Origin of the sequence: Bacillus sp. AFS073361 (genome assembly GCF_002567005.1) — a bacterium.
GTDB lineage: Bacteria > Bacillota > Bacilli > Bacillales > Cytobacillaceae > Neobacillus.
In genome coordinates this window covers 863-22,533 of record NZ_NUZU01000010.1, presented here as the reverse complement: position 1 = coordinate 22,533, position 21,671 = coordinate 863, and the positions used below count along the sequence as shown (strand labels likewise).

The following is a 21,671-nucleotide window of genomic DNA, read 5'->3' as shown; positions in this document are numbered from 1 at the left end:
TTAAAAACTTTTTGGTGCGTGTCTACAATAAATAATATAGCATGGGCGATTGGTAAAATGTAGAAAGTAGGCAATCTTTCAATTCTGACTCTTTGTCTACTACAGTGTACATAAAAATCGCATAAAAAAAAGACGACCTCAATGGCCGCCTTAAGGAGTTTCTTTTATTTATTTCTAGGATTAACCTCCGACTTTCTCTGAGTAAGTGACAATGCCGCCGACTTTTTCGCTGGCAGTATCTTTTCCTCCGTTGCTAAGCACTAATGGAACTGCGATGATTGCTGACGCGATTAAAACACTTAATAAAATTTTCTTCAAATTCAACATCCCCTTTGGTTTCGGTTTTAATTTCAATGAATTCCTCGATCAATGCGGAACTTTCACCTAACTTCTTCGCTTCTCTGGCTGCCATACTTGTAAAGAAGTAGTTGCCTCGTTTGAAAAAGTACTTGCGACATTCGTGCATTTTCTCTAAGGAGTTTTTGGCCATAGCGCATAAGAAAACTAAAAATTCATCGTCGCCTCCCTGGAAAACCGCCTCCCTAATTAGTTTTAGTTCGAATTCGCTTCCCTCGTTATTCTGTAGTCTGAGAAGTATAGGATCGGCGTCGGCGTCTAGTTGAATGTCTAAATAGAGTTTTGCGAAATCTAAATCTCGTCGAGCGTTATTTTCTATATCTTGCTCTCCGAGAGTTTTAGTGATATCGTATCTTATCTGAAGATATTTAATTGCTTTTTCTTTATCTTCGGGCAAGTACGACATCCCTAATATATATGTCGCGCCCGCAACTGTTTTCGCGCAGATATCTGCATTAATTATTAAATTAGCGTAAAAACGAGCTGAATCAATGTCGTTTAAATGACGGCTAACGTGGCCTAATACTTCGGCAACCCTATGTAAGTAACACTCTTTGATGAATAACTGCCTGTCTCCCAATTTGTTGATTTCTTTCTCGGCTTCTTTTGCAGTTGCCAGCATTAACGAGTAATTTTCCGCCCAGTAATAATTATAGCATTTGATGATATCGGATAAAATAACTAACTCGCCTTTTAACTGCCCGACTTTATCGAGTCTGGTTATTAAATCCTTCGCTCTAATCTCATTCGTATAGAAATCGTATAAGATGGTATAAATCGCGACGTGTTTACTTAGAGCGCTGTCATCGCTATACTTATCAATAAGCGTTTTTAAAAGCTCTTTATTCCGAGTGATCGACGCATACTCAAAGCTTTGTTTTATAGCTTCCGTAGTATTGAAGCGCAAGCACCATCCGTCAAACACTTCTTTTTGGTTGTCCGGATGAAGAACATAAGATAACCGTAAGAATTTACGGAAACTTAATTGCCTTTTATTTGTATGGAATTTTGACATATCATCCTTAGTGCCGTCGATCATTTCGGCGACTAGGTTGTACGTTAAATAATCGTGGTTTTCAATTGTATCGCAAACTTCTTTAGACAGTTTATCCATTCGGAAATCCCCTTTCAAAAATGATGTTAAATTTTTCCGTTGTCTGTTATAATTGAATTGTACCACGAATGTACACTAAAGTATACATAAAATTAGGAAGGAAATGGTTAAAATGATAGATTTTTCGCCACTTCGTAAAACCTTAACTGAGAAAAAGATGGTGATTAGCGACATGCGTGGCATAGTCCTTCATCAGAAAACAATCGCCGCCATTAATCGTGATGGCGACGTCAACCTAAGTACCGTCGAAAAGATTTGCTTATTTCTGGACGTCCCTATCGAAGCAGTAGTTCGCTTCACTCCTGACGGCTCCAAGTCGAAATAATTAAATACATACGTTTTTGCGAGGTGAAGCGCCACGATTGCGGTCGGAAAGTGCTTGCTTCGGAACATACGGAAATCCCGCGGTCTTACGCAAACACAACTCGGCGACCGAATCGGAAAGTCGAAATCGACGATTTCCGGCTGGGAAAATAAACGCAACGTAATGGAACTCGATAGCGCAATGAATCTCGCTGAAATACTCGGCTGCGAAATCACCGATCTTTACGAATGGGTTTATGTCGATCCGTCCGAACGCAAGCGAAAAAGGAAAGGTAAGTAACGGAACAGAGCGTTACCTACCCCGACCAAAGGTACGTAAATTCACGTACAACTGATCCGAAATTTTCGCTTCCTCAACCGCCTCACGCAAGGAACTCACTCCGTACTTCACTAGCGCCTCGTTGGCGTCCTTGACGAAAAAGCCGTCATTGTGGCCATCCGCTCTCACATACGCCTGCCTCACGCGCACATGCCCTTTCATCGCCGCTTCAATTTCCCGACGCAGTTTGCCGCCTGCTTTATCGTTGTCGCAACAGATGATTAATTCTGAAATTTTCGAACGCAAGAGTAAATCGCGCTTCTGTGCGTTAAAATTAGCGCCGCCAACCGCTACCGCACTATAGCCCGCTTGAAGCCAGCTCATTGCGTCGATTTCCGCCTCACAGATTACCGTTGTCGCTTCCGCCTGGTCAATTCCGTAAACTAACTCGCGAATAGGTCGCCCGCCCCTATGATACCAGAAAGTTTTCCCGTAGACTGTGCGGTACTTCACACTTTCTAAAGTTTTTTTCGGAGAGCACCACGGAATAACTGCCGCTCTGCTTTCGCGGTCATAAAGAACGCCCATTTGCCTTTGGACTTCCTCGCTAATGCCGCGCGATTTCAGATACGCATAGTCTTCCGTATAGTTTGCGAGAATACTAGCGCTCAGCGACTGCCTAGATCGCTGAACTTGAAGCCGGACCGGTCGGAGCGTGATTACATTGGTTTGGCTATCGTTTATACCGTATTCTCCGAGCAAGTACTCCTCGGTTTCCTCATACGTTTCGTTGCGAAGAAAGCTTAATAGTTTCGTGAAATTGCCGCTCGCCCATTCCGCGTCATATGCGCCTGAGTCGCCCCAACATCCGGCATACTGACCGGTGAAGTTAACGAAGAAGCTCGGCGTTTTGTCGTAACGGAAGGGGCTCGCTGCTATCAGCTTATCTGACGACCATTTCGGGCGCACCCAATTAAATTGCTCGAGCTCGGTGCGGATGTCGACCGCCACGTCCTGACCGCGTATTCGTATTGGTTCCATCGTGCATGCCTCCGCATCTAAATATTCAAAAACTTGAATATACATGTTTGAGTACTTTATAATATTACGCCTGTCTAAACGATGTGTAAATAGGTGAAACTTGTCGATTTATGTCGTTTGTAACTATTTTGTAATAAAAATTCCAAATTTGTTCTTTTGTAGAACGAACTTAACATACCTACAAATGGAACACACCATCCAATTGCAGATTATTTTACCCATCCACTAAAAATCGAACTGACTCACGGCCGCCTCTCCGGTTTCCACCTCGCGAACTATTCCGTAATTCGGCAGATACAACACTTCGACCTGCGTACCCTCACCGCCGTTTCGCCCTTTGCCAATCTCGATGATCCCAGCGCCATCCAACGTATCAATGCCGAATACATTCGCAGCATCCTCGAGGACCGCTTTCGTCTTTTTTATCTCCGCCCTTTTGGGAGCCCTTAACTCACGATTGCCTTCGTCATCCCTATCATCCTTCACTTCGTCCGCCTGAGTAATAACGTGAATCACGGCGCCAGTCAGTCCGGCCAGCCTCCGAATCCTCTTCGAAGTATTGGCGACATCACCGCCGGCAACCTTTGACGTATTGGCCTCGTAATCCATCAGGTAAATCGGATCGACGACCACGACGTCAGCCTTTGTCGCAAGGATATCCGCCTCCAACTGCTTCACATCTCGCGTAAAGAAGTCGGCATCATCAGCAGCTCTCAGCGTAATATTGCCCGCCAAGTGCTCTCCTTCCGCCATTTGCGATAAGAATATTTCGAAGCCCGCCTCGAATTCGTCCGACAGCTTGCCGGTTAACAACGCTCGATTTTCGAAGCCTGCCTCGTAATCAATGCCGTCGATGTTGGCGTTGACAATGCCTGCCCTGGCGCTGATTGCCGAATAGGCTCGCGCCATCCACTCAAAGCGCGACATTTCCATCGCCCAGACGAGTACGTTAGCGCCTTGGACCGCTGCCTCAATCGCTTCCTCCATCGTAAATACCGACTTACCGCGTCCTGATCGCCCGTGCCATGTATACATGTTACCGCTGAGATATCCGCCAATTTGTTCGTTTATGGACGGAAACTTGCTACGCCATATTTTGAAGGATTCGCCGTCTTTTCGCCTGCGGTATTCGGCAAGGAACGCTTCGGCGTCCGATTTGATGTCCGTTCCTATTTTACTACGAACGCTTGTTCTTAGTTTAATACTTTCGACTTCGGATTGCAACCATTCGAACATCTTAAATATATCTTTTTGTCCGACATTTTCGAATTGTTCGCCGAGCTTGCCGTTAACCAGTTCCGCAAATTGCACTTTTGCCGAGTGCTTCTTTATTTCGCGCGCTAAAAACTCGTAGCTGTCGCCCACCTGCGGCGTGTAGACGAAGTCCGGACACTCCGCCGTAACTGTTGCGTAGCCGGGCGCCTGCCCGCGATTCTTCTCGGCATAATCGAGGATATACCGGAGGGTCTGCCTATCACCCTCCGTCGCACAATCCTTCGCTGTAATGCCGTATTTTGTTAGCGCCTGGACGTTGTTATCGTCGATCGCCTTGCTCAGTAGCATTTGCGTATAGTGCATTCGCTCACCTCCGTAATTTTTATACTAGCATAGTCCGTAAGTCCCGTGAATACGAAATACATTTTTACCGATTTTTGGTTATTTTGGTCGCAATATGTTCGAAGTGCGACTATTTATCCCACAAATAATCCAAGTGTTCGATATAACCATTAAGTTCTTCTTCTGACATATTATCAATATCAGCCATTGACATTCCAAACTCTCTTTCACTGTTTCTAATGAATTCTCTTGGTGATTCATCATTTGTCGCACCTACTATCAGTGAACAAAACGGAATGTCTAAATGTTCCTTTTTAATTTTCATTTCCTCTCCTCCTAACGACACAATTTTTGTCTATTCTTCAGTTAATTTCCGTTCAGCCGTTTCGTCCTGTATCACTTCTAAGCGTTGGTTAGCAATGCGGACATATTCCGTTTCCAATTCAAATCCGATAAAGTTGCGGTCAACTCTTGCGGCAGCTACACAAGTCGACCCACTTCCGCAGGTTAAATCGACTACTATATCGCCATCATTGCTGAACGTCTTTATTAAGTCTTCAAGCAATAATACAGGCTTTTGCGTTGGGTGAAATCCATCATAATCCTTCTTGTATTTAAGGATATTTGACTTAAATTTATTTCCTTCCCAGAGATTGAATGTGCTGGAATAACTTTGTTTATACACGGTGTCTATTGCTTTCAACTGTTCGTAGGTTTCTTCAAACTGGATATAGTTACTCAAAAACTCGTACATTTTATAATCCATAAAATCGAACCTGCCACTGTTAAATCCGAATTTAAACGAGGCGTGTACCTTCGCGACTGTGCGTTTTGAGTACCTTCCTTCCTTAGTGAATAAGTCGAAGATGTAGTCCCTGCCATACTTTTCTAAATATTTTTTCATAGTCTCTCTTAATGGGTGTTTAGCTTCGTGATAGTCATTCTTACTAAATATAAGAATATCCTCATAGAAACTAACCATCGCTTTATTCACGCCGAGAGCATTAGCGAAATTGTCCTTTTCCCATATAGCGCGATATGAAAATGGTAAATTAGGTATCGCACAGTTTATTAATTCGGTAGTGTAAGGCTCTTGACTGAACAGAATCATTTTGCCATTTTTCCGCAAAACACGATTAGCAATTTCGAACACTTTCGCGGGCTCAATAGCGTGATCCCATCCGTTAATTCCGAGCTTTCGTCCGCCATCAGTATTCATATTTCCGTAGGGCAAGTCAGTCAGTATCAAATCCACGCTTTCATTTTCGATAAGTTTGCTTCCTTCTAAGCAGTCCATTTGATATATCCGGTTTAACTCCAAACTCCCTAGTAACTTTTTCCTCAATTAATTCGTTCCCCTTTCGTTAAGTCACAATTTTTGTCTATTCCGTCTCAACTATCTCCTTCAATTTCGCATCTATCGCCATCACGCGATCCCCATACGCCTCATCATTCGTCTTCGCCAACATATCCGCAGCCCAATTCCGCAAGTCTAGCAAGTTATCAATCTGCTCGCCGCGCTTCTTCCGTGCCGCCTTCGCTTCCTTCGCCAATTGTGCGCTTAACTCCCTTGCCGTCGGCTTGCGTGGTTCCTTTTTCGCCATATTCATTACACCTCCGAAATATTTTGAAATATCGATTGCCCATTCGCTTGTGTCTAACGGCTTACTTGCGCCCGTCGGTGCAGGATTCGCCGCCAGCCAAGCGTCCGCCTTGTCTGCCGTTTCCACTAGCGTTAAGTCCTCGACGTCTGCCTCCAAGAATTCGCCGCTGTGCGCATCTACCAATTCGTAGACCGTTTCTGTCCATGTTTCGTTAGGATAGCGCCAAGTGTCCGTGTGGTATCCGTCAACGCGGAATACTCTCGGCCAGTAACCGTCCACTCGGACTAAGTCGAAGAAATTGAAGTAAATTTCGTTTTCGTTTTGTTCGTCGCTCATCGCCTCATCCCCCTTTTTGAATCTCCGCTGAATTCGAGTACGGCAGCCATGTCAGAAATACGATCTACGATTTTACCTTCCGGATCTTCATCGATAAAAAACTCGCGTAAGTCATCAAGCGACTTATTGGACGTATAGATAGTAGGTAAGCGATTCGATGTTCTGTAATCGCAAATATCGTATAAGATACCCGCAAAGGAGGTCGTAGCTTTGCGAACTGCAATGTCATCCATTACTAAAAACGGCGTAGTCTTTGCTCGTTCAATATCGCGTATCAATTCCTCGCCGAGTTTCTCTTTCGTTGATAATGACGCAGGTAAATGCGTTTTATTATGCGTCTGCTGCAAATTATTCACCGATAAAAAGTACGCAGGATTTTGAAGCGCTTGTCGTCCTCTTTTAATGCTGCCGAGATAATGCGTTATTAAATATTCGTTCAGTGCAGCACTGGCCGTCGTTGATTTTCCCGTACCGGTATTTGCGCTCCAAAGGAATAACGACTTTATCCTTTCGCCGTTCTCGTCGAATTGCCTTTCGTACGTCTTAATGTAAGCATCGATAGCCTTATACACGCCTGCCTGAGACGCCCTTGCTGGCGAGTTTTCAACGGTGACTAAGCGATAGTCCCTCGGAACATTTGCCGACGCTGAGCGCCCTCCTAGTCCGCTTAAACCGTGCATTGCTATGGCGTGTGGACATTGGCGTGTACAGTGTTCTGACCCTGCGATTTTACACCGACTAGCGAGAAGGCATGATTTTTCGTTAGTCAATAGCGTTCACCTCCTTTATAGCCATTCGGTAATATCTTCGATTGATTCTTGCGGTGTGTGATTGCGACGTGCTTCGGCCTGTTCTTTTCGTTTCACTTCAGCCAGCACCCTAGGAAGCACTCGAGCCCTCTGATACGTAAACATAAACGAAAAGTTAAGCCCAGGATAATCCCGCGTCGGCTTATATTCAGCGAGGCAGCCTTCGATAAATGCCTTAACTACTTCCGCCCCGTGTTCCGCCACCATCGCCTTAATCCATCGCCCTTCAATCGCAAAGCTGCGCGTTGTATATTTGATTCCGTATTTTGCTTCGTGCTGATCGTAGAGGAATTGGCGAAAGGTGGTTACGGTCCAGGATTCCTTCGGTAGGTTGCGCCAATCTTTAACGTTAGGCTTTTTCGTTGCCATCAGCACTCACCTCCATTAATGCCGGCGATTTTAAGACCGAGAATGTCAAGCGTTGCCATTACACCGTCCATCTGCCCGATAGTATATTCGTCTGGGGTTGATTCGGAAAGATACTTATAATATTTCTGTAGTGGTAGTCTTATTTCTTCAGGTATAATTACATTTTTAAATAAAAACACCCTAACCGCTCTTTCGGCTTCATCTAATGCTAGATAGTGCCCTAAATATCTTTGCTTTCCTTCTACTCGTATAATCGCTCTCCATTTATTCCGTTCCTTATCCCAAGAAACACCTCGTACACCACTCTTACTGTTGGACTGTGCCTTTTGTCTATTAAGTTGATTCTCAGAAGGAGTAACTGCTCTTAAGTTTACTTTACGGTTATCTAAAGGATTCCCGTTTATATGGTCTACTTGTTTATCCTCCGGACACTCAATTATCAATCTGTGTAACTTAACGTTTTTACCTTTCTGAGTTGTTGCGACGTATACTTTATCTCTGTAGTTTACATTCGCGCACCATGAATTCAGGATGCTACTCGCTATAGGTAAATCTTCGGTATCTATTAAAGCGATAAACTTACCTTTTGAGCGGTGATTTAACTCGATTTCTGTAACATCGCCTTTTGTAATATAGTTATTTTTCAAAGTTCCCACTCCAATCTTCCGCCACCTCATATCCGCAAATCAGCGCCTCCATCAGTTCGTCGTAATCGTGGTCGAAATGGCGCAGGATGACTTCGGATTGGGCAGCCTCGTAGCCTAGCGCTAGGATGTCCGTGAAGGCTTGCGTTTTGGAATCGGCTAGGGCGACGTAGTGGGCGATGGCGGCTGCGACTTGTTTCGGAACTCTTATCTTATTATTCATTTTCGACTATCCCCTTTTCGCAATATCTTTTATTCTTATAATCGTAGCGATAGATAGTGCTTTTCTATCTAGCGCAATGTTTTATGGCTCTCGTTATAATGGCTCTCGTTATTATGGTTATTGTTTATGTGACGTCCGCCGAGTGACGCTTACCGTGTGACGTTAGAATATCTCGAGCCCACTTATCGGCAATATCGTATACCTGACGTTATCCCACGTTTGCTTATCGTGATCCCGCGACTGAACCTTCTGAACGACCGCCCGCCCTTGCCAGCGATAATCACATAGCGACTTGATGCGCCTGTTTGCCGTTTCTCTGGCGACATTTAATCGTTGGGCTATCGCATATTGTGTCGGATAGCATTCGCCTTTTTCGTCCATAAACGCTGCTATTACGCAAAGTGTCTGCCAGCGTTCCGGTCCCATGTCGGCGATTAGTCCGCTGTGGACGGCTTCGACGTACATTTTAACGAAGATGCGCGTTTCCTTTTTTCCGGTGGTGAGCGATATTTCAGATTGAGTTTCGACTGATACGAGATGTTTGTCGGACATTATTGCGCCTCCTTAGACTTCTTTAACAACCTGCTTAGCGATTTCTAACGCTAAGTCATTTAGGCCTAAAGCTCTTATAACATCGCTCGCCCATATTTGAGGACCTCTCATTCCGTGAGGCTTTTCTTTTCTCGCAGCGATCATCTTTTTCTTTTCCTCGTTTACTTTTAAACCTGTTCGCGCATATATTTCAGCGTAAATTCTTTTGTAAGCGAGCATTTGTTTAGATTCTTCGTCAACGTATTGTTTTACGTACACTGAGAAGTCCGGCTTAGATGGTTCGAGTTTTTCAATACTCAACTGAACGGACGGCTTCGGCAAACCACATCCTTCAACCTTCTGCTTAATCTCTAACAAAGAAGATTCTTTCTTTTCAGGTAGTGCCGTTAATTTTTCAAAACCGAATATTTTCGCCGAAATTGCCGGAAACAACATTCGCGCTTCCTCTGCGAATTCTTTTCCGAAAACAATTGCTACTCCACCATTTTTTACGTTTTTTAAACTCAACATATTAATCGCTCCTTTTATTGGTTAATTATTAGTACGTCTTCCTCGGATAAGTTTCGTTCGATCGACTTCATTAATGAAAACATCGCCTGAATCGCATTCTGATATTCCGACTTACCTTCGCCTATCATTCCACTAAACTCTCTTGCGAAATGAGGCAGATGGCTATACTTTTCTACGAATTTTCGGACATCCTCAGAGAATTCGAATACAGCGTAAGTTATTGCGTCACCATTCGTTACTCTTGTCGTAGTACCTTCATAAACACCAATGTCGCCGAATCGTTCTTCATATTTACGAAGTTTTTCTTCCGCAGCTCCGTCCTTAACTTCAACGTACTCGGTACGAACTTCAACTTCTGGCTCTTTATCTTCGATTGATTCAAGTGTGTCGCGTAAGATTTGCGCGTCTCTTAAGGCAAGCTCGCGTTGTGCTTCCGCTGCCTTTAGCGCTTTTTTGACTTCGCGTAGCTCGCGAACGGTCATTTCGTCTACCATCTTAACCTCCTTTGTAGAAGGTATTACGTGCTCTTCTTTTAAGAAAGAAACCCTATCCACTTCAGCAGGTAGTGATATTAACTCAAAAATTTTCCCACTTTCAATATGGTACGACGTCGTACCGTTACCGAACTGTTCAAAAGCCTGTATAAATCTATTTGCCGTTTGTCGCTTAAACCCCACCACTGTTTCGCACCAGCTATTCCACTGACCTTTTGCTAAGTCATTTTCTTTTACATGTTTTAGTCTTTTACCTATTTCAAAAATCGCGGTACCCGCAACTTCTTTATAGGAATTAATCTCGACCGTTATCACATGCAAATCATCGCTTAGCGCCGTAACACTATTCACTAATTAATCCCCTCCGGTTTTATGCCGTGTGATTATTACGCCTTACACAATGTATGTCGCACGACTCCTGAACATCGCGCACTTACTTCGTAAAAAAAATCGAAAAAAAAATAACGATACCCGTTTCGGCACCGCTAGTCTCGCTTTCTATAACAATCATTTATCGCCTCGCGAATCTCCGCAAGCACGGGATTACCTTTTTCGGTTTCCTCTTTTACCCATTTATCTTGTTCTTCGTCAGATAACGCCCATAACGGCGAGTGAACTATGACCCTCGTATTTCCGAATTTATATTCTTTCATGTCAACCACGCTCCCAAACTGTATGTCGCGCCAGTCGGCTCTTTCGCGCAGATAATTTCAATTTACATTGGCGTGTATAGTCGGTTATAATTCGTGGAGAGGTGATTTAAATGAGTCGTCCTAGCGGCCTTAATATTGATATTTATTTACGTAAAAGTCGAAAAGACCTCGAAGAAGAAAAGAAAGCGAGCGAACACGGAGAAACTTACGATACGCTCGAACGCCACCGCAACACCTTGCTTTCTGTTGCGAAAAGGGAGCGCCACAACATCGTCCATATATATGAAGAAGTCGTATCCGGCGAATCCGTCACCGAGCGCCCTGAAGTTCAGGAAATGCTCCGCGAGTTAGAGGCTGGCGTAGTAGATGGCGTCCTCGTTATGGACTTAGACCGGCTGGGTCGTGGCGACATGCTCGACCAAGGATTACTCGACCGAGCCTTCCGTTATTCGGGCACGAAGATACTCACGCCGACCGAAGTTTATGATCCGGAATCGGAAACGTGGGAACTGGTCTTCGGAATCAAGTCGCTTGTCGCCCGCGAAGAATTAAAAGCGATTACCCGTCGTATGCAGCGTGGTCGAGTCGCATCGGCCGGCGAAGGAAAGTCAATTTCAAAGGTGCCGCCATACGGATATGCACGCGATGAAAATCTGCGTCTTTATCCCGACGTTGAAACGGCGTGGGTCGTTAAAAAGATATTCGAAATGATGCGAGACGGACACGGTCGCCAAGCCATTGCTCAAGAATTGGACAGACTCGGAATTAAGCCGCCAAACACTAAGCGTAAAAATTGGTCGCCGAGTAGCATTACTGCGATTATTAAAAACGAGGCATACATCGGAAATATCGTATGGGGCCAGATAAAGCACGTAAAACGGAACGGCAAGTATAAGAAGGTGAAAATGCCTCGCAATAAATGGACGATAAAAGAGAACGCTCACGATCCGCTAGTGTCGGCTGAGTTATTCGAAGCAGCAAACCGCGCACATTCCGGCCGTTGGCGGCCGTCTACTAACGTAGGAAGGGCATTATCAAATCCGTTGGCAGGCATCCTAAAATGCGAAGTGTGTGGATACTCCATGTTGTATCAGCCACGACCGAATCGGCCTAACGACGTTATACGATGCGCTCAGCCAGGGTGCAAAGGCGTTCAAAAAGGAGCCGCGCTTAATCTCGTTGAGCAAAGTGTACTGGGCGGTTTAAGCGCAATGGCGAAACGGATTGCTGCACTTACCGAAACTAATAAACCGGACAGCACCGATGACACTCCGTATAAAAAGTTGCTTATAGATAAAAAGCAAACGGAAGTCGACGAACTGCTGACGCAGAAAAGCAAGTTGCACGATTTACTAGAGCGTGGCATCTACGATATAGATACGTTTATGGAACGTCAAACTAACCTAGCCGAGCGCATAAACGGTCTGCAAGAAGAAATTCGAGGTTTTACTGACGAGATTCAAAAGGAGGAAATGCGCAAGTCTAACGTGGACGACTTTCTGCCGCAATTAAAATCGGTGCTTGACGCATACCACAGCGCAGACATTCAGAGAAAAAATGCACTATTGAAAACGGTGTTGGATAAAGCGACCTACCTCCGAAAAAAAGAATGGACGAAGCCAGACGACTTTGAGGTACGGCTATATCCGCGAATTTAAGAAGGCCGGAAATCAGCCTTCTTTTTCTTTCGGAAAAAACGTTTTAAGCGCGTGGATAATGTCCGCTTTTTGGCTCAGAATGTGATACCGAAACTTATCGTTCTTAATGCGCTCTAGCCCCGAAAAGAGTGTAGAGCGTTTACGGTTATATTGATTTACTTCACCATAGCCAAACATATTAGACACTTTCATTAATTCTTCAACTAGCTTTACGCAACGAGCATTGTCCGAAGTAAGATTATCACCGTCTGAAAAATGGAATGGATAGATGTTGAACTTACGTGGATTATATTTGGCATCAATGATCTCAAGTGCTTTCCGGTATGCGGACGAACAAATCGTTCCACCACTTTCCCCTTTTGAAAAGAAGTCTTCCTCTGAAACAACTTTAGCCTCCGTATGGTGGGCAATAAATTCAATTTCTACCGTTTCATATTTGGTTCTTAAAAATCGAGTCATCCAGAAGAAAAAGCTGCGCGCCATATACTTTTCCCAGATCCCCATCGAACCACTTGTATCCATCATGGCAATCACAACTGCTTTAGAATCTGGTTTAATTACTTCATTCCAGGTCTTAAATTTTAGATCGTCCTTGTAAATAGGGTGGAACGCTGGCTTTCCAGTCATCGCATTTCTTTTAAAAGCTGACATCATCGTCCGTTTCTTATCAATATTCCCCATCAGCCCTGTTTTGCGAATATCATTGAATTCAATGTTTTCAACTAGATGTTCTTGCTCTTCTTTTCTTTTCAAATTTGGAAGCTCCAATTGTTTAAATAATGCTTCCTCCAGCTCCATTAATGATACTTCCGCTTCAAAGTAATCTTCACCTGCTTGGTCCCCAGCTCCTTGGCCTTTTCCAGGTCCCTTCTGGCCGCTAGAACCATCACGTGCTACTACATCACCTACTTGACTGTCACCATCACCTTGGCCCACGTGTTTGTTTTTGTCATAATTATAACGGATTTTATATTCGTCCAATGAACGAATTGGAATTTTTACGACATCTCGACCGTTAGACATGATTATGCTTTCTTCAGTAATTAAGTCAGGAAGATTGTTTCGAATTGCCTCCTGCACTTTTTCCTGATGCCTTTGCTGGTCATCGTGGCCTTTACGGTGGAGGGACCAATCTTCTCTTGAAATGACAAATTGATGGTTGTTTGTTGACAATGTAAACCCCTCCTTATTAATTTAATAGGTTCCAAAATGCACACATTTTCATCCAATACATATGATAACGAGAGTGAAAAAATAAGATAAATATGGATTACTTTATCCTATGCAGAAATAAAGAATAATTTACAAATTATTTTGACAATTGTGCTTTCGCCTATGAATTTGGACAAAGTGTTACAGTGAGAGCATTACAGATGTTATCGTGAATTTGAGTAAGGAAAAAAATAGACTGACAGATTTCCTTCTGCCAGTCCCTACTATTTTAACCCCAACCTATTATCTATTTAATAGACTTCCTACATAACGAAGTAATTCATTCGCTGATTGTGAATTATAGCCATGTTCATCCACTAATCTTGCAACTACATTATTGATTTTCTTTAACTGCTGTTCATCAGGTGTTTTGGATGAAGTGGTAATTTTCACAACGTCTTTTAGATCAGCAAATAATTTCTTTTGAATGGCTTCACGGAGACGATCATGGGAATTATAATCGAATCGTTTCCCTTTTCTAGCAAAGGCTGAAATCCTAATGAGGACTTCCTCCCTAAAGGCCTTTTTCGCATTTTCAGAAATCCCAATTTGTTCTTCAATGGAGCGCATCAACTTCTCATCTGGATTGATCTCCTCGCCAGTGAGCGGATCACGCAGTTTCGATTTATTGCAATAGGCTTCCACATTATCAAGATAATTGTCCATTAAGGTTTTTGCTGATTCTTCATACGAATATACAAATGCCTTTTGGACTTCTTTCTTGGCAATATTATCATACTCTTTCCGGGCTAATGAAATATAATTCATATAACGTTCCCGTAACTCTGCGGTGATGGACGGATGCTGGTCGAGTCCATCTTTTAATGATCTTAATACATCAAGTGCGTTAATTGATGGTATTTCCTTACGTATGATTGTCGATGAAATTCTGTTAATTACGTAACGAGGGTCGATACCACTCATACCTTCATCAGGATATTCCTTCTTCAATTCATCCACATCGGCAGTATTAAAGCCTTCTACACTTTCCCCATCATATAGGCGCATTTTCTTAAGTAAATCAATATCGCCTTTTTTCGGTTCCTTTAAACGAGTAAGAATAGTAAACATTGCAGCTACTTTTAATGTATGCGGTGCAATGTGAACATCAGAAACATCACTTTCATTGATCATTTTTTCATAAATTCTTTCTTCTTGGGACACCTTTAAGTTATAAGGTATCGGCATAACAATAATCCTTGAATGTAATGCTTCATTCTTCTTATTGGAGATAAAGGATCGGTATTCCGTTTCATTCGTATGAGCAACGATCAACTCATCAGCACTAATGAGGGCAAAGCGTCCTGCTTTAAAATTCCCCTCCTGGGTGAGCGACAGTAAGTGCCACAAGAATTTTTCATCACACTTTAACATCTCCTGGAACTCCATCATTCCTCGGTTAGCCTTATTAAGTTCACCATCAAATCGATAGGCACGAGGATCTGATTCAGAACCATACTCCGCAATCGTTGAAAAATCAATACTACCTGTTAAGTCGGCAATATCCTGTGATTTCGGATCGGATGGGCTGAATGTACCGATCCCTGTTCGCTTATCTTCAGAGAAGAAGATTCTTTCAACCAATACATCTTCGATCCTTCCACCATATTCCTGTTCAAGACGCATCATGTTCAGAGGTGAAAGGTTACCTTCAATGCGGATGCCATACTCATCAAAAAAATCCTTCCGCAAATGATGTGGAATTAAATGAAGTGGGTCCTCATGCATCGGGCATCCTTTAATCGCAAAAACAGAGCCTCGATCCGTGAGGGAGTATGCTTCAAGTCCACGTTTTAGCATGGTAACAAGCGTGGATTTCCCGCCGCTTACAGGACCCATTAATAATAAAATACGTTTTCTTACATCTAGTCTTTTGGCTGCTGGATGGAAGTACTCTTCAACAAGCCTCTCAAGTGACTCCTCTAACCCAAATAATTGATTACTAAAGAATTCGTACTTCTTCGTCCCTTTTTCTTCAGTAATTCCTGCATCCTTAAGCATATTATAAACTCGTGAATGTGCCGACTGTGCAACCCATGGCTTCTCTCTCAACAATTGCAAATAATCTGCGAATGACCCTTCCCAACGTAACTTTTCTTCTTCCTCACGATACATCTCGATTTTTTTTAGAATATCCATAAGGCCCTCCCCCGTAGGTTTATCAGAGACGATTAATATACTCTATGCTGATAAGCTTTTGAACATGCGTAACCATTGTGGTTAGCGTCTATCTTTTTTGTAACAATAAAAAGAATCTTCCTCTTTTCATTTTTATAAGATAGGCTATAATAAAACTATATGTGAGACAAGATAGAAAAATGTATGACGAAGGAGGATTACATAATATGAACACTTTCATCGTTTGTTTAGTAATGGTCGCATTTTTAGCGGCAATCTTCACATCAGGTTATAATGACAAACCAGGTTCAACCAAATAAAAGCTGCCAATTGGCAGCTTTTTTTAATGAAGATCCAGTTTATTTTTTTGAATAAATTCCTTCATATACATTCTACTCTTCCTATCAAGCATCCTTGCCATTTGTTCTGTCCAACGGTCTTTTCTTTTCCCGCCTGTCCGCTCTTCATAGTAATTAGAAATTAAGTTATCATAATTCTGCAGCTGGCTAATATATGCCTCTGCATCTTGTTCATATTCGTCTTCATGATAAACATGTTCAAATGACAACCTCGGTTTTTTTTCATTTAGTTTAGTCGGAAACCCCACTGCTAGGCCAAACAAAGGAATAACCCGCTCTGGTGTTTTTAAAATCTTTGCTACCTCATCTAAATTATTTCGAATTCCACCTATGTAACAAATTCCTAACCCCATCGATTCTGCGGCAATCACTGCATTTTGTGCGGCTAAAGATGCATCGATGAGGGCTACCATAAACTTTTCCGTGCTTTCAAGCGAAGGGGCTACATTTACCTGTTCATTCTCTCCAATAATGGTATGGCGGTATAAATCCGCACAAAAGACAAAAAAGTGGCCATTTTTTTCAACATATTCCTGATTACCTGCAATCTCTGCTAATTTTTTCTTTATTTCTTTGTCTTTCACACCTATTATTGAGTAAGCCTGAATAAAGCTGGACGTGGATGCAGATTGAGCACAAGTAACAATTGTTTTAATTTGTTCGTCTGTTAGTTGCTTGTCCTCAAATTGGCGAATAGAGCGGTGGTTTAATATTGTTTGGATTACTTCATTCATAACAATCTTCCTTTCCATTACATAAAAGGAGGCCCTTTAGGCCCCCTCGGATTATTGTAGATGCGCATAGTTTTGCTGTCTTAGCGCTTCATAGATAAGAATGGCGGCTGTATTGGACAGGTTTAGAGAACGAATATTTTCATTCATTGGAATCCGCAAGCTGACTTCTTTATTATTTTCAATGACATCTTTCGGTAGTCCTGTTGTTTCACGCCCAAAGATAAAATAATAATCTTTGCCTGAATGACTGTAATCAAAACTGCTAAAAGCCTTCTGCCCAAATTTTGTAATATAAAAAAATTCACCGCCTGCATTCTTCTCATAAAAATCATCAAGAGAATCATAGTAGAAGATATTAACGTGTTCCCAATAATCGAGTCCTGCTCTTTTTAACATTTTGTCATCCGTAGAAAAGCCTAACGGACGGATAAGATGTAAATTTGTATCTGTCCCTGCACAAGTTCTTGCAATATTTCCTGTATTGGAAGGGATCTGCGGTTGAAATAAAACAACATTAATTGACATGGAAATCACCTCATGTAAAAACTCTACATGCAATTATACCATTATCATAGACCCTTTCAATAATTAAGCATCCTTAATCGATTATTGAAAAAAATCTATACTTTATATTCGGGGTATAGGCAGATGAATCTTCATATGCCCAATACCTCATCCGACTATTATACGTATGGGCATTAACTAACGGCATACCATTTGCGTCCTTACCAGTCACAATCGTATTATGATTAAACCGTCCATCCCCTTCAAAATCGTAACAAATTATGTCGCCCAATAATAATTGATCCGGACTGTTCACTTCCCTTGCCCGTAAACCTATTTTCGAATTTGCGAAGTATCCCTTTAGAGAGTGTGCCACTGCCCAACTATAGCTATAATTGCTCTTTTGGAGCCACCAGCCTGCTGCCCGATTAGGATAGCCTCTCATAGGTGCTCCGCCACTATGAAGGCATTGTGATATAAAATTGGTGCAATCATTCTCAAATTTTTTATATGCAGGATTGTAGCTATTCCACCACCTTTCTGCATATTGGACAGCCTTTAATCTGTTATACTGATAGCTTAATCGTTCATCCTGATCCTTTACATCCAATTCTGTTGGAAACTGATAGGTTTCTTGCGCTCCATAAGGGCTGATTTCCTCGTCCATCACTAAAGCATTTTTATAAAACTTAGCTAATCTTTCTTCCACTTCTTCTTCCATATACAGTAATTCATTTTGCTTGATTAAATATTGATAATGGGCTTGATATTTTACTGTTTGAAATTCATCTTCCTTATCTATTTCAATTATTTTACCGGAAGTTTTTACTTTTACAATTTCAGCGGATCTTTTTGCAAAGGTGCTTTGCTTCATATCAGCCTTTGGAAAAAATACTTTAGGAGTAGTTCCTTTATCGCTAACAAATTGATTTGCTCTTTTTTCAAATAACTCTTGTATCAAATGAAGCATATTCTTCACCCCTTTCATTCATACATATGATAGTCAGTAGAATTTAATCAAAAAAATGAGCGAACCATTTTAGTTCACTCATTTTTACCTATAAAAATGTAGTCCTTTTTCAATTTCTGTTTGTACTTCAAGATTTGTTTCTTGTTCTTGTGCCTTTTTTAATGCAGATAATGCTGTCTCACCGCCAATTTTCCCAAGGGCCCAAGCAGCTGTTCCTCTTGAAACGGGATTACCCTCTTTCTCTAGAATGTCTACTAAATCTGGAATAGCTGATTCATCTTTAAAATGTGCCAGGGCAATAATGGCATTCCGTTGAATTGGCTTTTTCCCTCTCCAAGCACCAGAAACATTTCCGAATTTGGCTTTAAACTCTCGATTACTTAATTTTAGAATCGGCTTTAATAAAGGTTTCGCAATTTCAGGAAGTGGTTCTAGTTCCTCATGAAAATGATAGTTCTTCCCTTTGTTAACAGGACATGCAGTCTGGCATGAATCACAACCATAGATGCGATTACCAATTTTATCTCTATACTCATCTGGAATAAACGTTTTTGTTTGTGTTAAAAAGGAAATACAGCGCTGTGCATTAATCTGTCCACCTTGGACCAGCGCCCCTGTGGGACAAGCGTCCAAGCACTTTGTACAGGACCCGCATTGATCTTCTATTGGAGTATCAGGTTCAAAAGGTATACTTGTGATCATTTCCCCTAAATACACATACGACCCAAACTCCGGTGTAATAATGGCGCAGTTTTTCCCACTCCAGCCAATTCCAGCACGTTCAGCTACGGCTCGATCTGAGAGCTCTCCAGTATCAACCATCGATTTTAACCTCGCATCAGGTACCTTTGTGATAATAAAATCCTCTAACTTTTTAAGACGATCATTAAGCACATGATGATAATCAAGCCCCCATGAGGCCCTGCTGAAAATCCCTCTCCGTTCACCCTTCTTACTTTCGACACGGTGATTCATCTTGGAAGGATAAGCAATCGCAATAGAAATGATCGAACGAGGTTCCTCTAGTAATAGTGAAGGATTCACTCGTTTCTCTATATCTGGTTCTTCAAATCCTGATTGGTAGTTAAGTAACTGCTGCCTTATTAGGCGATTTTTTAATTCAGAAAACATGTCCGCTGTTGTGAAACCAATTTTATCGATACCTATTTCTTTACTATAGGCAATCAGTTCTTCTTTTAAGTCCTTGACTTTCATTTGGCCCCTCCTTCCTTTGAAATGATTTATAAAAATTTTGGATAGTTAAATTATTAGTTGCGCATCATTTTATGATAAACTATTTCCAATGATTTTTGGAGGTGGAATGGTTGGAAATTAATCTATCTGAGGAAGTAACCCAGCTAATACCTAGTTTTAAAGTGGGGGTAATTGAATATAAAAATATCAATGTCGGTGAGTCGCCGCAAATGATTAGAGGACGGCTTCAGCTCTTCCAAGAGTCTATTTTTTTTGATTTAGAGAATAAAAATGTTAGCGAACTCTCTGGTATTCAGGAATGGCGTTCGGTTTTTAAAAAGTATGGGAAAGACCCGAATCGATATCGTCCCTCAGTCGAAGCGTTATACAGAAGAGTTCAAAAACAAAATTATCTTTCATCTATTCAAAGTGCAATTGATATAAATAATTTTTTCTCCTTACAATATCAAGTACCTATTGGAATTTACGATCAGGATAATTTAAATGGACCCGTGAACATTCGATTGGGAACGGAGGGAGAAGAGTATACTGGGTTGAATGGACGAAAAAACTCTTTGCATCGCCTGATTGTATCATCAGATAATCTGGGGCCCTTTGGAAGTCCCTTCGTCGATTCTGATAGAGCACCAGTAACGTTAGCGACCAAAAATGCCCTGCAGATAATCTATTTGCAGCCGTCAACCAATGTTGAAAAATCGAGGAGACTAACAGAGTCATTGATGAACATGTTTACTCAAATACATGGAGGAGAAGCAACCTTCCAATTAGTCGGGTGTCCATAGGGCATCTTTTTTCTTTATATAAAAAAAACGCAATTCATCGTTCTCTTATGTAACGATAAACTGCGTTAGTTAATATGTATGGAGCGGGTGATGGGAATCGAACCCACTACATCAGCTTGGAAGGCTGAGGTTTTACCAGTAAACTACACCCGCATTTTTAACAGTTGATGAATCATTTATATCAGCAACTGACCCTTATTATATTACACACTATTTTTACTATAGTCAAGGGAAAAATGCAGATTTTGTCGAAAAAGATTACAAAGGGGGGTGCGGATGTTCACGTCCCCCACAATGATCGAAAATACGGACATATCTATTCGTTACCGTGAACTGTCTTTTTCTTTAATTAAGGGAACCATTAGGGGCTATTCGTTACCGTTAATTGCTTTTTTATTTAATTAAGGGAACGATTAGAGCCTATTCGTTACCGTTGACTGCTTTATTCTTTAATCAAGGGAACAATTAGGGGTTATTCGTTACCGTTGACTGCATTTTTCTTTATTCAAGGGAACGATTAGGGTCGATAATCTTAGTCAAAAAAAAATTGCCCATAAATATATGAGCAACTTTTTTTAAAACCATTTGATACCGGTGATCGGGGTCGAACCGATACTCCTAACGGAACACGATTTTGAGTCGTGCGCGTCTGCCAATTCCGCCACACCGGCGCGTATTAAAATGTTTTGATAAAGCAATGCCGAGGACCGGAATCGAACCGGTACGGTAGTCACCTACCGCAGGATTTTAAGTCCTGTGCGTCTGCCAGTTCCGCCACCCCGGCGAAAACTAATTACTTAGTCTTATATATACTTGGCAAATATTATGGAGGCGGCAACCGGATTCGAACCGGTGGTAAAGGTTTTGCAGACCTCTGCCTTACCACTTGGCTATGCCGCCATAAATATTGGAGCGGAAGACGGGATTCGAACCCGCGACCCCCACCTTGGCAAGGTGGTGTTCTACCACTGAACTACTTCCGCAAATTGGCTGGGCTAGCTGGATTTGAACCAACGCATGTCGCAGTCAAAGTGCGATGCCTTACCGCTTGGCTATAGCCCAATGTTTACTAATTTTGAATTTTAATATAATGGGGCGACTGATGGGAATCGAACCCACGAATGTCGGAACCACAATCCGATGCGTTAACCACTTCGCCACAATCGCCACAGTATAATTGGCAGGGGTAGTAGGAATCGAACCCACACCAAAGGTTTTGGAGACCTTCGTTCTACCTTTAAACTATACCCCTATAAATGGTGGAGGGGGACGG

The 21,671-nt window shown here is 42.1% G+C and carries 24 protein-coding genes and 8 tRNA genes; 4 read left to right on the top strand and 28 right to left on the bottom strand.

All coding sequences use genetic code 11. The features are described 5' to 3' along the window. Window positions 1–253: 253 nt before the first annotated feature. Window positions 254–1,471: an AimR family lysis-lysogeny pheromone receptor gene (locus tag COJ96_RS05710; RefSeq protein ID WP_098572003.1), complete on the bottom strand. Its 1,218-nt coding sequence runs from the start codon at window positions 1,469–1,471 to the stop codon at window positions 254–256. 103 nt (window positions 1,472–1,574) lie between these two features. Between COJ96_RS05710 and COJ96_RS05705 the strand changes: the two genes are divergently transcribed. Together COJ96_RS05705 and COJ96_RS05700 are read left to right on the top strand one after the other, a co-directional pair. Continuing rightward, window positions 1,575–1,796 carry a helix-turn-helix domain-containing protein gene (locus COJ96_RS05705; RefSeq protein ID WP_306460581.1) on the top strand — a complete coding sequence of 74 codons (222 nt, stop codon included), beginning with the start codon at window positions 1,575–1,577 and terminating at the stop codon, window positions 1,794–1,796. 54 nt (window positions 1,797–1,850) lie between these two features. Further along, a complete protein-coding gene (locus tag COJ96_RS05700) occupies window positions 1,851–2,075 on the top strand; it encodes a helix-turn-helix transcriptional regulator (RefSeq protein ID WP_257148445.1) in 225 nt (74 codons plus the stop codon). Between the two features lie 12 nt (window positions 2,076–2,087). Here the strand turns inward: COJ96_RS05700 and COJ96_RS05695 are convergent, their stop codons facing one another. The 13 genes from COJ96_RS05695 to COJ96_RS28470 all read right to left on the bottom strand — a co-directional run bounded on the left by COJ96_RS05695 (window position 2,088) and on the right by COJ96_RS28470 (window position 10,846). After that, window positions 2,088–3,095: a toprim domain-containing protein gene (locus tag COJ96_RS05695; RefSeq protein WP_098572001.1), complete on the bottom strand. Its 1,008-nt coding sequence runs from the start codon at window positions 3,093–3,095 to the stop codon at window positions 2,088–2,090. Between the two features lie 225 nt (window positions 3,096–3,320). Then, window positions 3,321–4,673, bottom strand: a complete 1,353-nt coding sequence (locus COJ96_RS05690; RefSeq protein ID WP_098572000.1) for an AAA family ATPase — start codon at window positions 4,671–4,673, stop codon at window positions 3,321–3,323. 109 nt (window positions 4,674–4,782) lie between these two features. Next, complete coding sequence (locus COJ96_RS05685) at window positions 4,783–4,977, bottom strand: hypothetical protein (RefSeq protein WP_098571999.1); 195 nt, start codon at window positions 4,975–4,977, stop codon at window positions 4,783–4,785. Between the two features lie 30 nt (window positions 4,978–5,007). After that, a complete protein-coding gene (locus COJ96_RS05680) occupies window positions 5,008–5,997 on the bottom strand; it encodes a DNA-methyltransferase (protein ID WP_098571998.1) in 990 nt (329 codons plus the stop codon). 37 nt (window positions 5,998–6,034) lie between these two features. Then, on the bottom strand, window positions 6,035–6,592 hold the full coding sequence (locus COJ96_RS05675; protein ID WP_098571997.1) for a hypothetical protein: 558 nt from the start codon (window positions 6,590–6,592) through the stop codon (window positions 6,035–6,037). Next, the gene (locus COJ96_RS29145) at window positions 6,589–6,939 is read right to left on the bottom strand and encodes an ATP-binding protein (protein WP_257148444.1); all 351 of its coding nucleotides are present in this window, start codon (window positions 6,937–6,939) and stop codon (window positions 6,589–6,591) included. The genes COJ96_RS05675 and COJ96_RS29145 overlap by 4 nt, the downstream gene beginning before the upstream one ends. A 438-nt stretch (window positions 6,940–7,377) precedes the next feature. After that, the gene (locus COJ96_RS05665; RefSeq protein WP_098571995.1) at window positions 7,378–7,770 is read right to left on the bottom strand and encodes a hypothetical protein; all 393 of its coding nucleotides are present in this window, start codon (window positions 7,768–7,770) and stop codon (window positions 7,378–7,380) included. After that, entirely contained in the window at window positions 7,770–8,417 is a 648-nt protein-coding gene (locus COJ96_RS28475; RefSeq protein WP_218936499.1) for an HNH endonuclease, read from the bottom strand. Before COJ96_RS28475 ends, COJ96_RS05665 begins: the two co-directional genes overlap by 1 nt. Continuing rightward, on the bottom strand, window positions 8,407–8,637 hold the full coding sequence (locus tag COJ96_RS05655; protein ID WP_098571993.1) for a hypothetical protein: 231 nt from the start codon (window positions 8,635–8,637) through the stop codon (window positions 8,407–8,409). The genes COJ96_RS28475 and COJ96_RS05655 overlap by 11 nt, the downstream gene beginning before the upstream one ends. 162 nt (window positions 8,638–8,799) lie before the next feature. Continuing rightward, a complete protein-coding gene (locus COJ96_RS05650) occupies window positions 8,800–9,189 on the bottom strand; it encodes a helix-turn-helix domain-containing protein (RefSeq protein WP_098571992.1) in 390 nt (129 codons plus the stop codon). A gap of 12 nt (window positions 9,190–9,201) precedes the next feature. Further along, the gene (locus COJ96_RS05645) at window positions 9,202–9,699 is read right to left on the bottom strand and encodes a hypothetical protein (RefSeq protein WP_098571991.1); all 498 of its coding nucleotides are present in this window, start codon (window positions 9,697–9,699) and stop codon (window positions 9,202–9,204) included. Between the two features lie 14 nt (window positions 9,700–9,713). Beyond that, window positions 9,714–10,544, bottom strand: a complete 831-nt coding sequence (locus COJ96_RS05640) for a DUF3102 domain-containing protein (protein WP_098571990.1) — start codon at window positions 10,542–10,544, stop codon at window positions 9,714–9,716. A 134-nt stretch (window positions 10,545–10,678) separates the two neighbouring features. Next, on the bottom strand, window positions 10,679–10,846 hold the full coding sequence (locus tag COJ96_RS28470; RefSeq protein WP_180229995.1) for a hypothetical protein: 168 nt from the start codon (window positions 10,844–10,846) through the stop codon (window positions 10,679–10,681). A gap of 110 nt (window positions 10,847–10,956) precedes the next feature. Between COJ96_RS28470 and COJ96_RS05635 the strand changes: the two genes are divergently transcribed. Beyond that, window positions 10,957–12,504: a recombinase family protein gene (locus COJ96_RS05635; protein WP_098571989.1), complete on the top strand. Its 1,548-nt coding sequence runs from the start codon at window positions 10,957–10,959 to the stop codon at window positions 12,502–12,504. A gap of 12 nt (window positions 12,505–12,516) precedes the next feature. Here COJ96_RS05635 and yhbH read toward each other — a convergent pair whose 3' ends face one another. The 6 genes from yhbH to queG all read right to left on the bottom strand — a co-directional run bounded on the left by yhbH (window position 12,517) and on the right by queG (window position 19,616). Beyond that, window positions 12,517–13,677, bottom strand: a complete 1,161-nt coding sequence (yhbH, locus tag COJ96_RS05630) for a sporulation protein YhbH (protein ID WP_098571988.1) — start codon at window positions 13,675–13,677, stop codon at window positions 12,517–12,519. A 282-nt stretch (window positions 13,678–13,959) separates the two neighbouring features. After that, a complete protein-coding gene (locus tag COJ96_RS05625) occupies window positions 13,960–15,855 on the bottom strand; it encodes a PrkA family serine protein kinase (RefSeq protein ID WP_098571987.1) in 1,896 nt (631 codons plus the stop codon). 322 nt (window positions 15,856–16,177) lie between these two features. Next, window positions 16,178–16,927 (bottom strand): oxygen-insensitive NADPH nitroreductase, encoded by a 750-nt coding sequence (nfsA, locus tag COJ96_RS05620; RefSeq protein WP_098572196.1) that lies wholly within the window; start codon window positions 16,925–16,927, stop codon window positions 16,178–16,180. Window positions 16,928–16,978: 51 nt separating this feature from the next. Beyond that, the gene (trmL, locus tag COJ96_RS05615; protein ID WP_098571986.1) at window positions 16,979–17,452 is read right to left on the bottom strand and encodes a tRNA (uridine(34)/cytosine(34)/5-carboxymethylaminomethyluridine(34)-2'-O)-methyltransferase TrmL; all 474 of its coding nucleotides are present in this window, start codon (window positions 17,450–17,452) and stop codon (window positions 16,979–16,981) included. Between the two features lie 73 nt (window positions 17,453–17,525). Continuing rightward, complete coding sequence (locus tag COJ96_RS05610) at window positions 17,526–18,401, bottom strand: amidase domain-containing protein (protein WP_098571985.1); 876 nt, start codon at window positions 18,399–18,401, stop codon at window positions 17,526–17,528. Between the two features lie 84 nt (window positions 18,402–18,485). Then, entirely contained in the window at window positions 18,486–19,616 is a 1,131-nt protein-coding gene (queG, locus tag COJ96_RS05605; RefSeq protein ID WP_098571984.1) for a tRNA epoxyqueuosine(34) reductase QueG, read from the bottom strand. A 110-nt stretch (window positions 19,617–19,726) separates the two neighbouring features. Between queG and COJ96_RS05600 the strand changes: the two genes are divergently transcribed. Beyond that, window positions 19,727–20,398 carry a B3/B4 domain-containing protein gene (locus COJ96_RS05600; RefSeq protein ID WP_098571983.1) on the top strand — a complete coding sequence of 224 codons (672 nt, stop codon included), beginning with the start codon at window positions 19,727–19,729 and terminating at the stop codon, window positions 20,396–20,398. Window positions 20,399–20,477: 79 nt separating this feature from the next. On the opposite strand, the gene COJ96_RS05595 is transcribed toward COJ96_RS05600, so the two are convergent. The 8 genes from COJ96_RS05595 to COJ96_RS05560 form a co-directional block, all read right to left on the bottom strand. Beyond that, window positions 20,478–20,551: transfer RNA gene (locus COJ96_RS05595), tRNA-Gly, on the bottom strand. Window positions 20,552–20,987: 436 nt separating this feature from the next. Continuing rightward, window positions 20,988–21,069: transfer RNA gene (locus COJ96_RS05590), tRNA-Leu, on the bottom strand. A 27-nt stretch (window positions 21,070–21,096) separates the two neighbouring features. Beyond that, window positions 21,097–21,182 (bottom strand) — tRNA-Leu (locus COJ96_RS05585). 42 nt (window positions 21,183–21,224) lie between these two features. Beyond that, window positions 21,225–21,298, bottom strand: a tRNA-Cys gene (locus tag COJ96_RS05580). 8 nt (window positions 21,299–21,306) lie between these two features. Further along, window positions 21,307–21,381, bottom strand: a tRNA-Gly gene (locus COJ96_RS05575). 4 nt (window positions 21,382–21,385) lie between these two features. Continuing rightward, a tRNA-Gln gene (locus COJ96_RS05570) sits at window positions 21,386–21,460 on the bottom strand. A gap of 29 nt (window positions 21,461–21,489) precedes the next feature. Next, window positions 21,490–21,565, bottom strand: a tRNA-His gene (locus tag COJ96_RS05565). Between the two features lie 11 nt (window positions 21,566–21,576). Next, a tRNA-Trp gene (locus COJ96_RS05560) sits at window positions 21,577–21,650 on the bottom strand. Window positions 21,651–21,671: the final 21 nt, after the last annotated feature.

Excerpts from the sequence above, each read along its gene's own strand:
- COJ96_RS05710 (WP_098572003.1), bottom strand. The coding sequence starts at position 1,471 with ATGGATAAACTGTCTAAAGAAGTTTGCGATACAATTGAAAACCACGAT.
- COJ96_RS05705 (WP_306460581.1), top strand. The coding sequence starts at position 1,575 with ATGGTTAAAATGATAGATTTTTCGCCACTTCGTAAAACCTTAACTGAG.
- COJ96_RS05695 (WP_098572001.1), bottom strand. The coding sequence starts at position 3,095 with ATGGAACCAATACGAATACGCGGTCAGGACGTGGCGGTCGACATCCGC.
- COJ96_RS05690 (WP_098572000.1), bottom strand. The coding sequence starts at position 4,673 with ATGCACTATACGCAAATGCTACTGAGCAAGGCGATCGACGATAACAAC.
- COJ96_RS05685 (WP_098571999.1), bottom strand. The coding sequence starts at position 4,977 with ATGAAAATTAAAAAGGAACATTTAGACATTCCGTTTTGTTCACTGATA.
- COJ96_RS05675 (WP_098571997.1), bottom strand. The coding sequence starts at position 6,592 with ATGAGCGACGAACAAAACGAAAACGAAATTTACTTCAATTTCTTCGAC.
- COJ96_RS05665 (WP_098571995.1), bottom strand. The coding sequence starts at position 7,770 with ATGGCAACGAAAAAGCCTAACGTTAAAGATTGGCGCAACCTACCGAAG.
- COJ96_RS05655 (WP_098571993.1), bottom strand. The coding sequence starts at position 8,637 with ATGAATAATAAGATAAGAGTTCCGAAACAAGTCGCAGCCGCCATCGCC.
- COJ96_RS05650 (WP_098571992.1), bottom strand. The coding sequence starts at position 9,189 with ATGTCCGACAAACATCTCGTATCAGTCGAAACTCAATCTGAAATATCG.
- COJ96_RS05645 (WP_098571991.1), bottom strand. The coding sequence starts at position 9,699 with ATGTTGAGTTTAAAAAACGTAAAAAATGGTGGAGTAGCAATTGTTTTC.
- COJ96_RS28470 (WP_180229995.1), bottom strand. The coding sequence starts at position 10,846 with ATGAAAGAATATAAATTCGGAAATACGAGGGTCATAGTTCACTCGCCG.
- COJ96_RS05635 (WP_098571989.1), top strand. The coding sequence starts at position 10,957 with ATGAGTCGTCCTAGCGGCCTTAATATTGATATTTATTTACGTAAAAGT.
- COJ96_RS05625 (WP_098571987.1), bottom strand. The coding sequence starts at position 15,855 with ATGGATATTCTAAAAAAAATCGAGATGTATCGTGAGGAAGAAGAAAAG.
- nfsA (WP_098572196.1), bottom strand. The coding sequence starts at position 16,927 with ATGAATGAAGTAATCCAAACAATATTAAACCACCGCTCTATTCGCCAA.
- trmL (WP_098571986.1), bottom strand. The coding sequence starts at position 17,452 with ATGTCAATTAATGTTGTTTTATTTCAACCGCAGATCCCTTCCAATACA.
- COJ96_RS05610 (WP_098571985.1), bottom strand. The coding sequence starts at position 18,401 with ATGCTTCATTTGATACAAGAGTTATTTGAAAAAAGAGCAAATCAATTT.
- queG (WP_098571984.1), bottom strand. The coding sequence starts at position 19,616 with ATGAAAGTCAAGGACTTAAAAGAAGAACTGATTGCCTATAGTAAAGAA.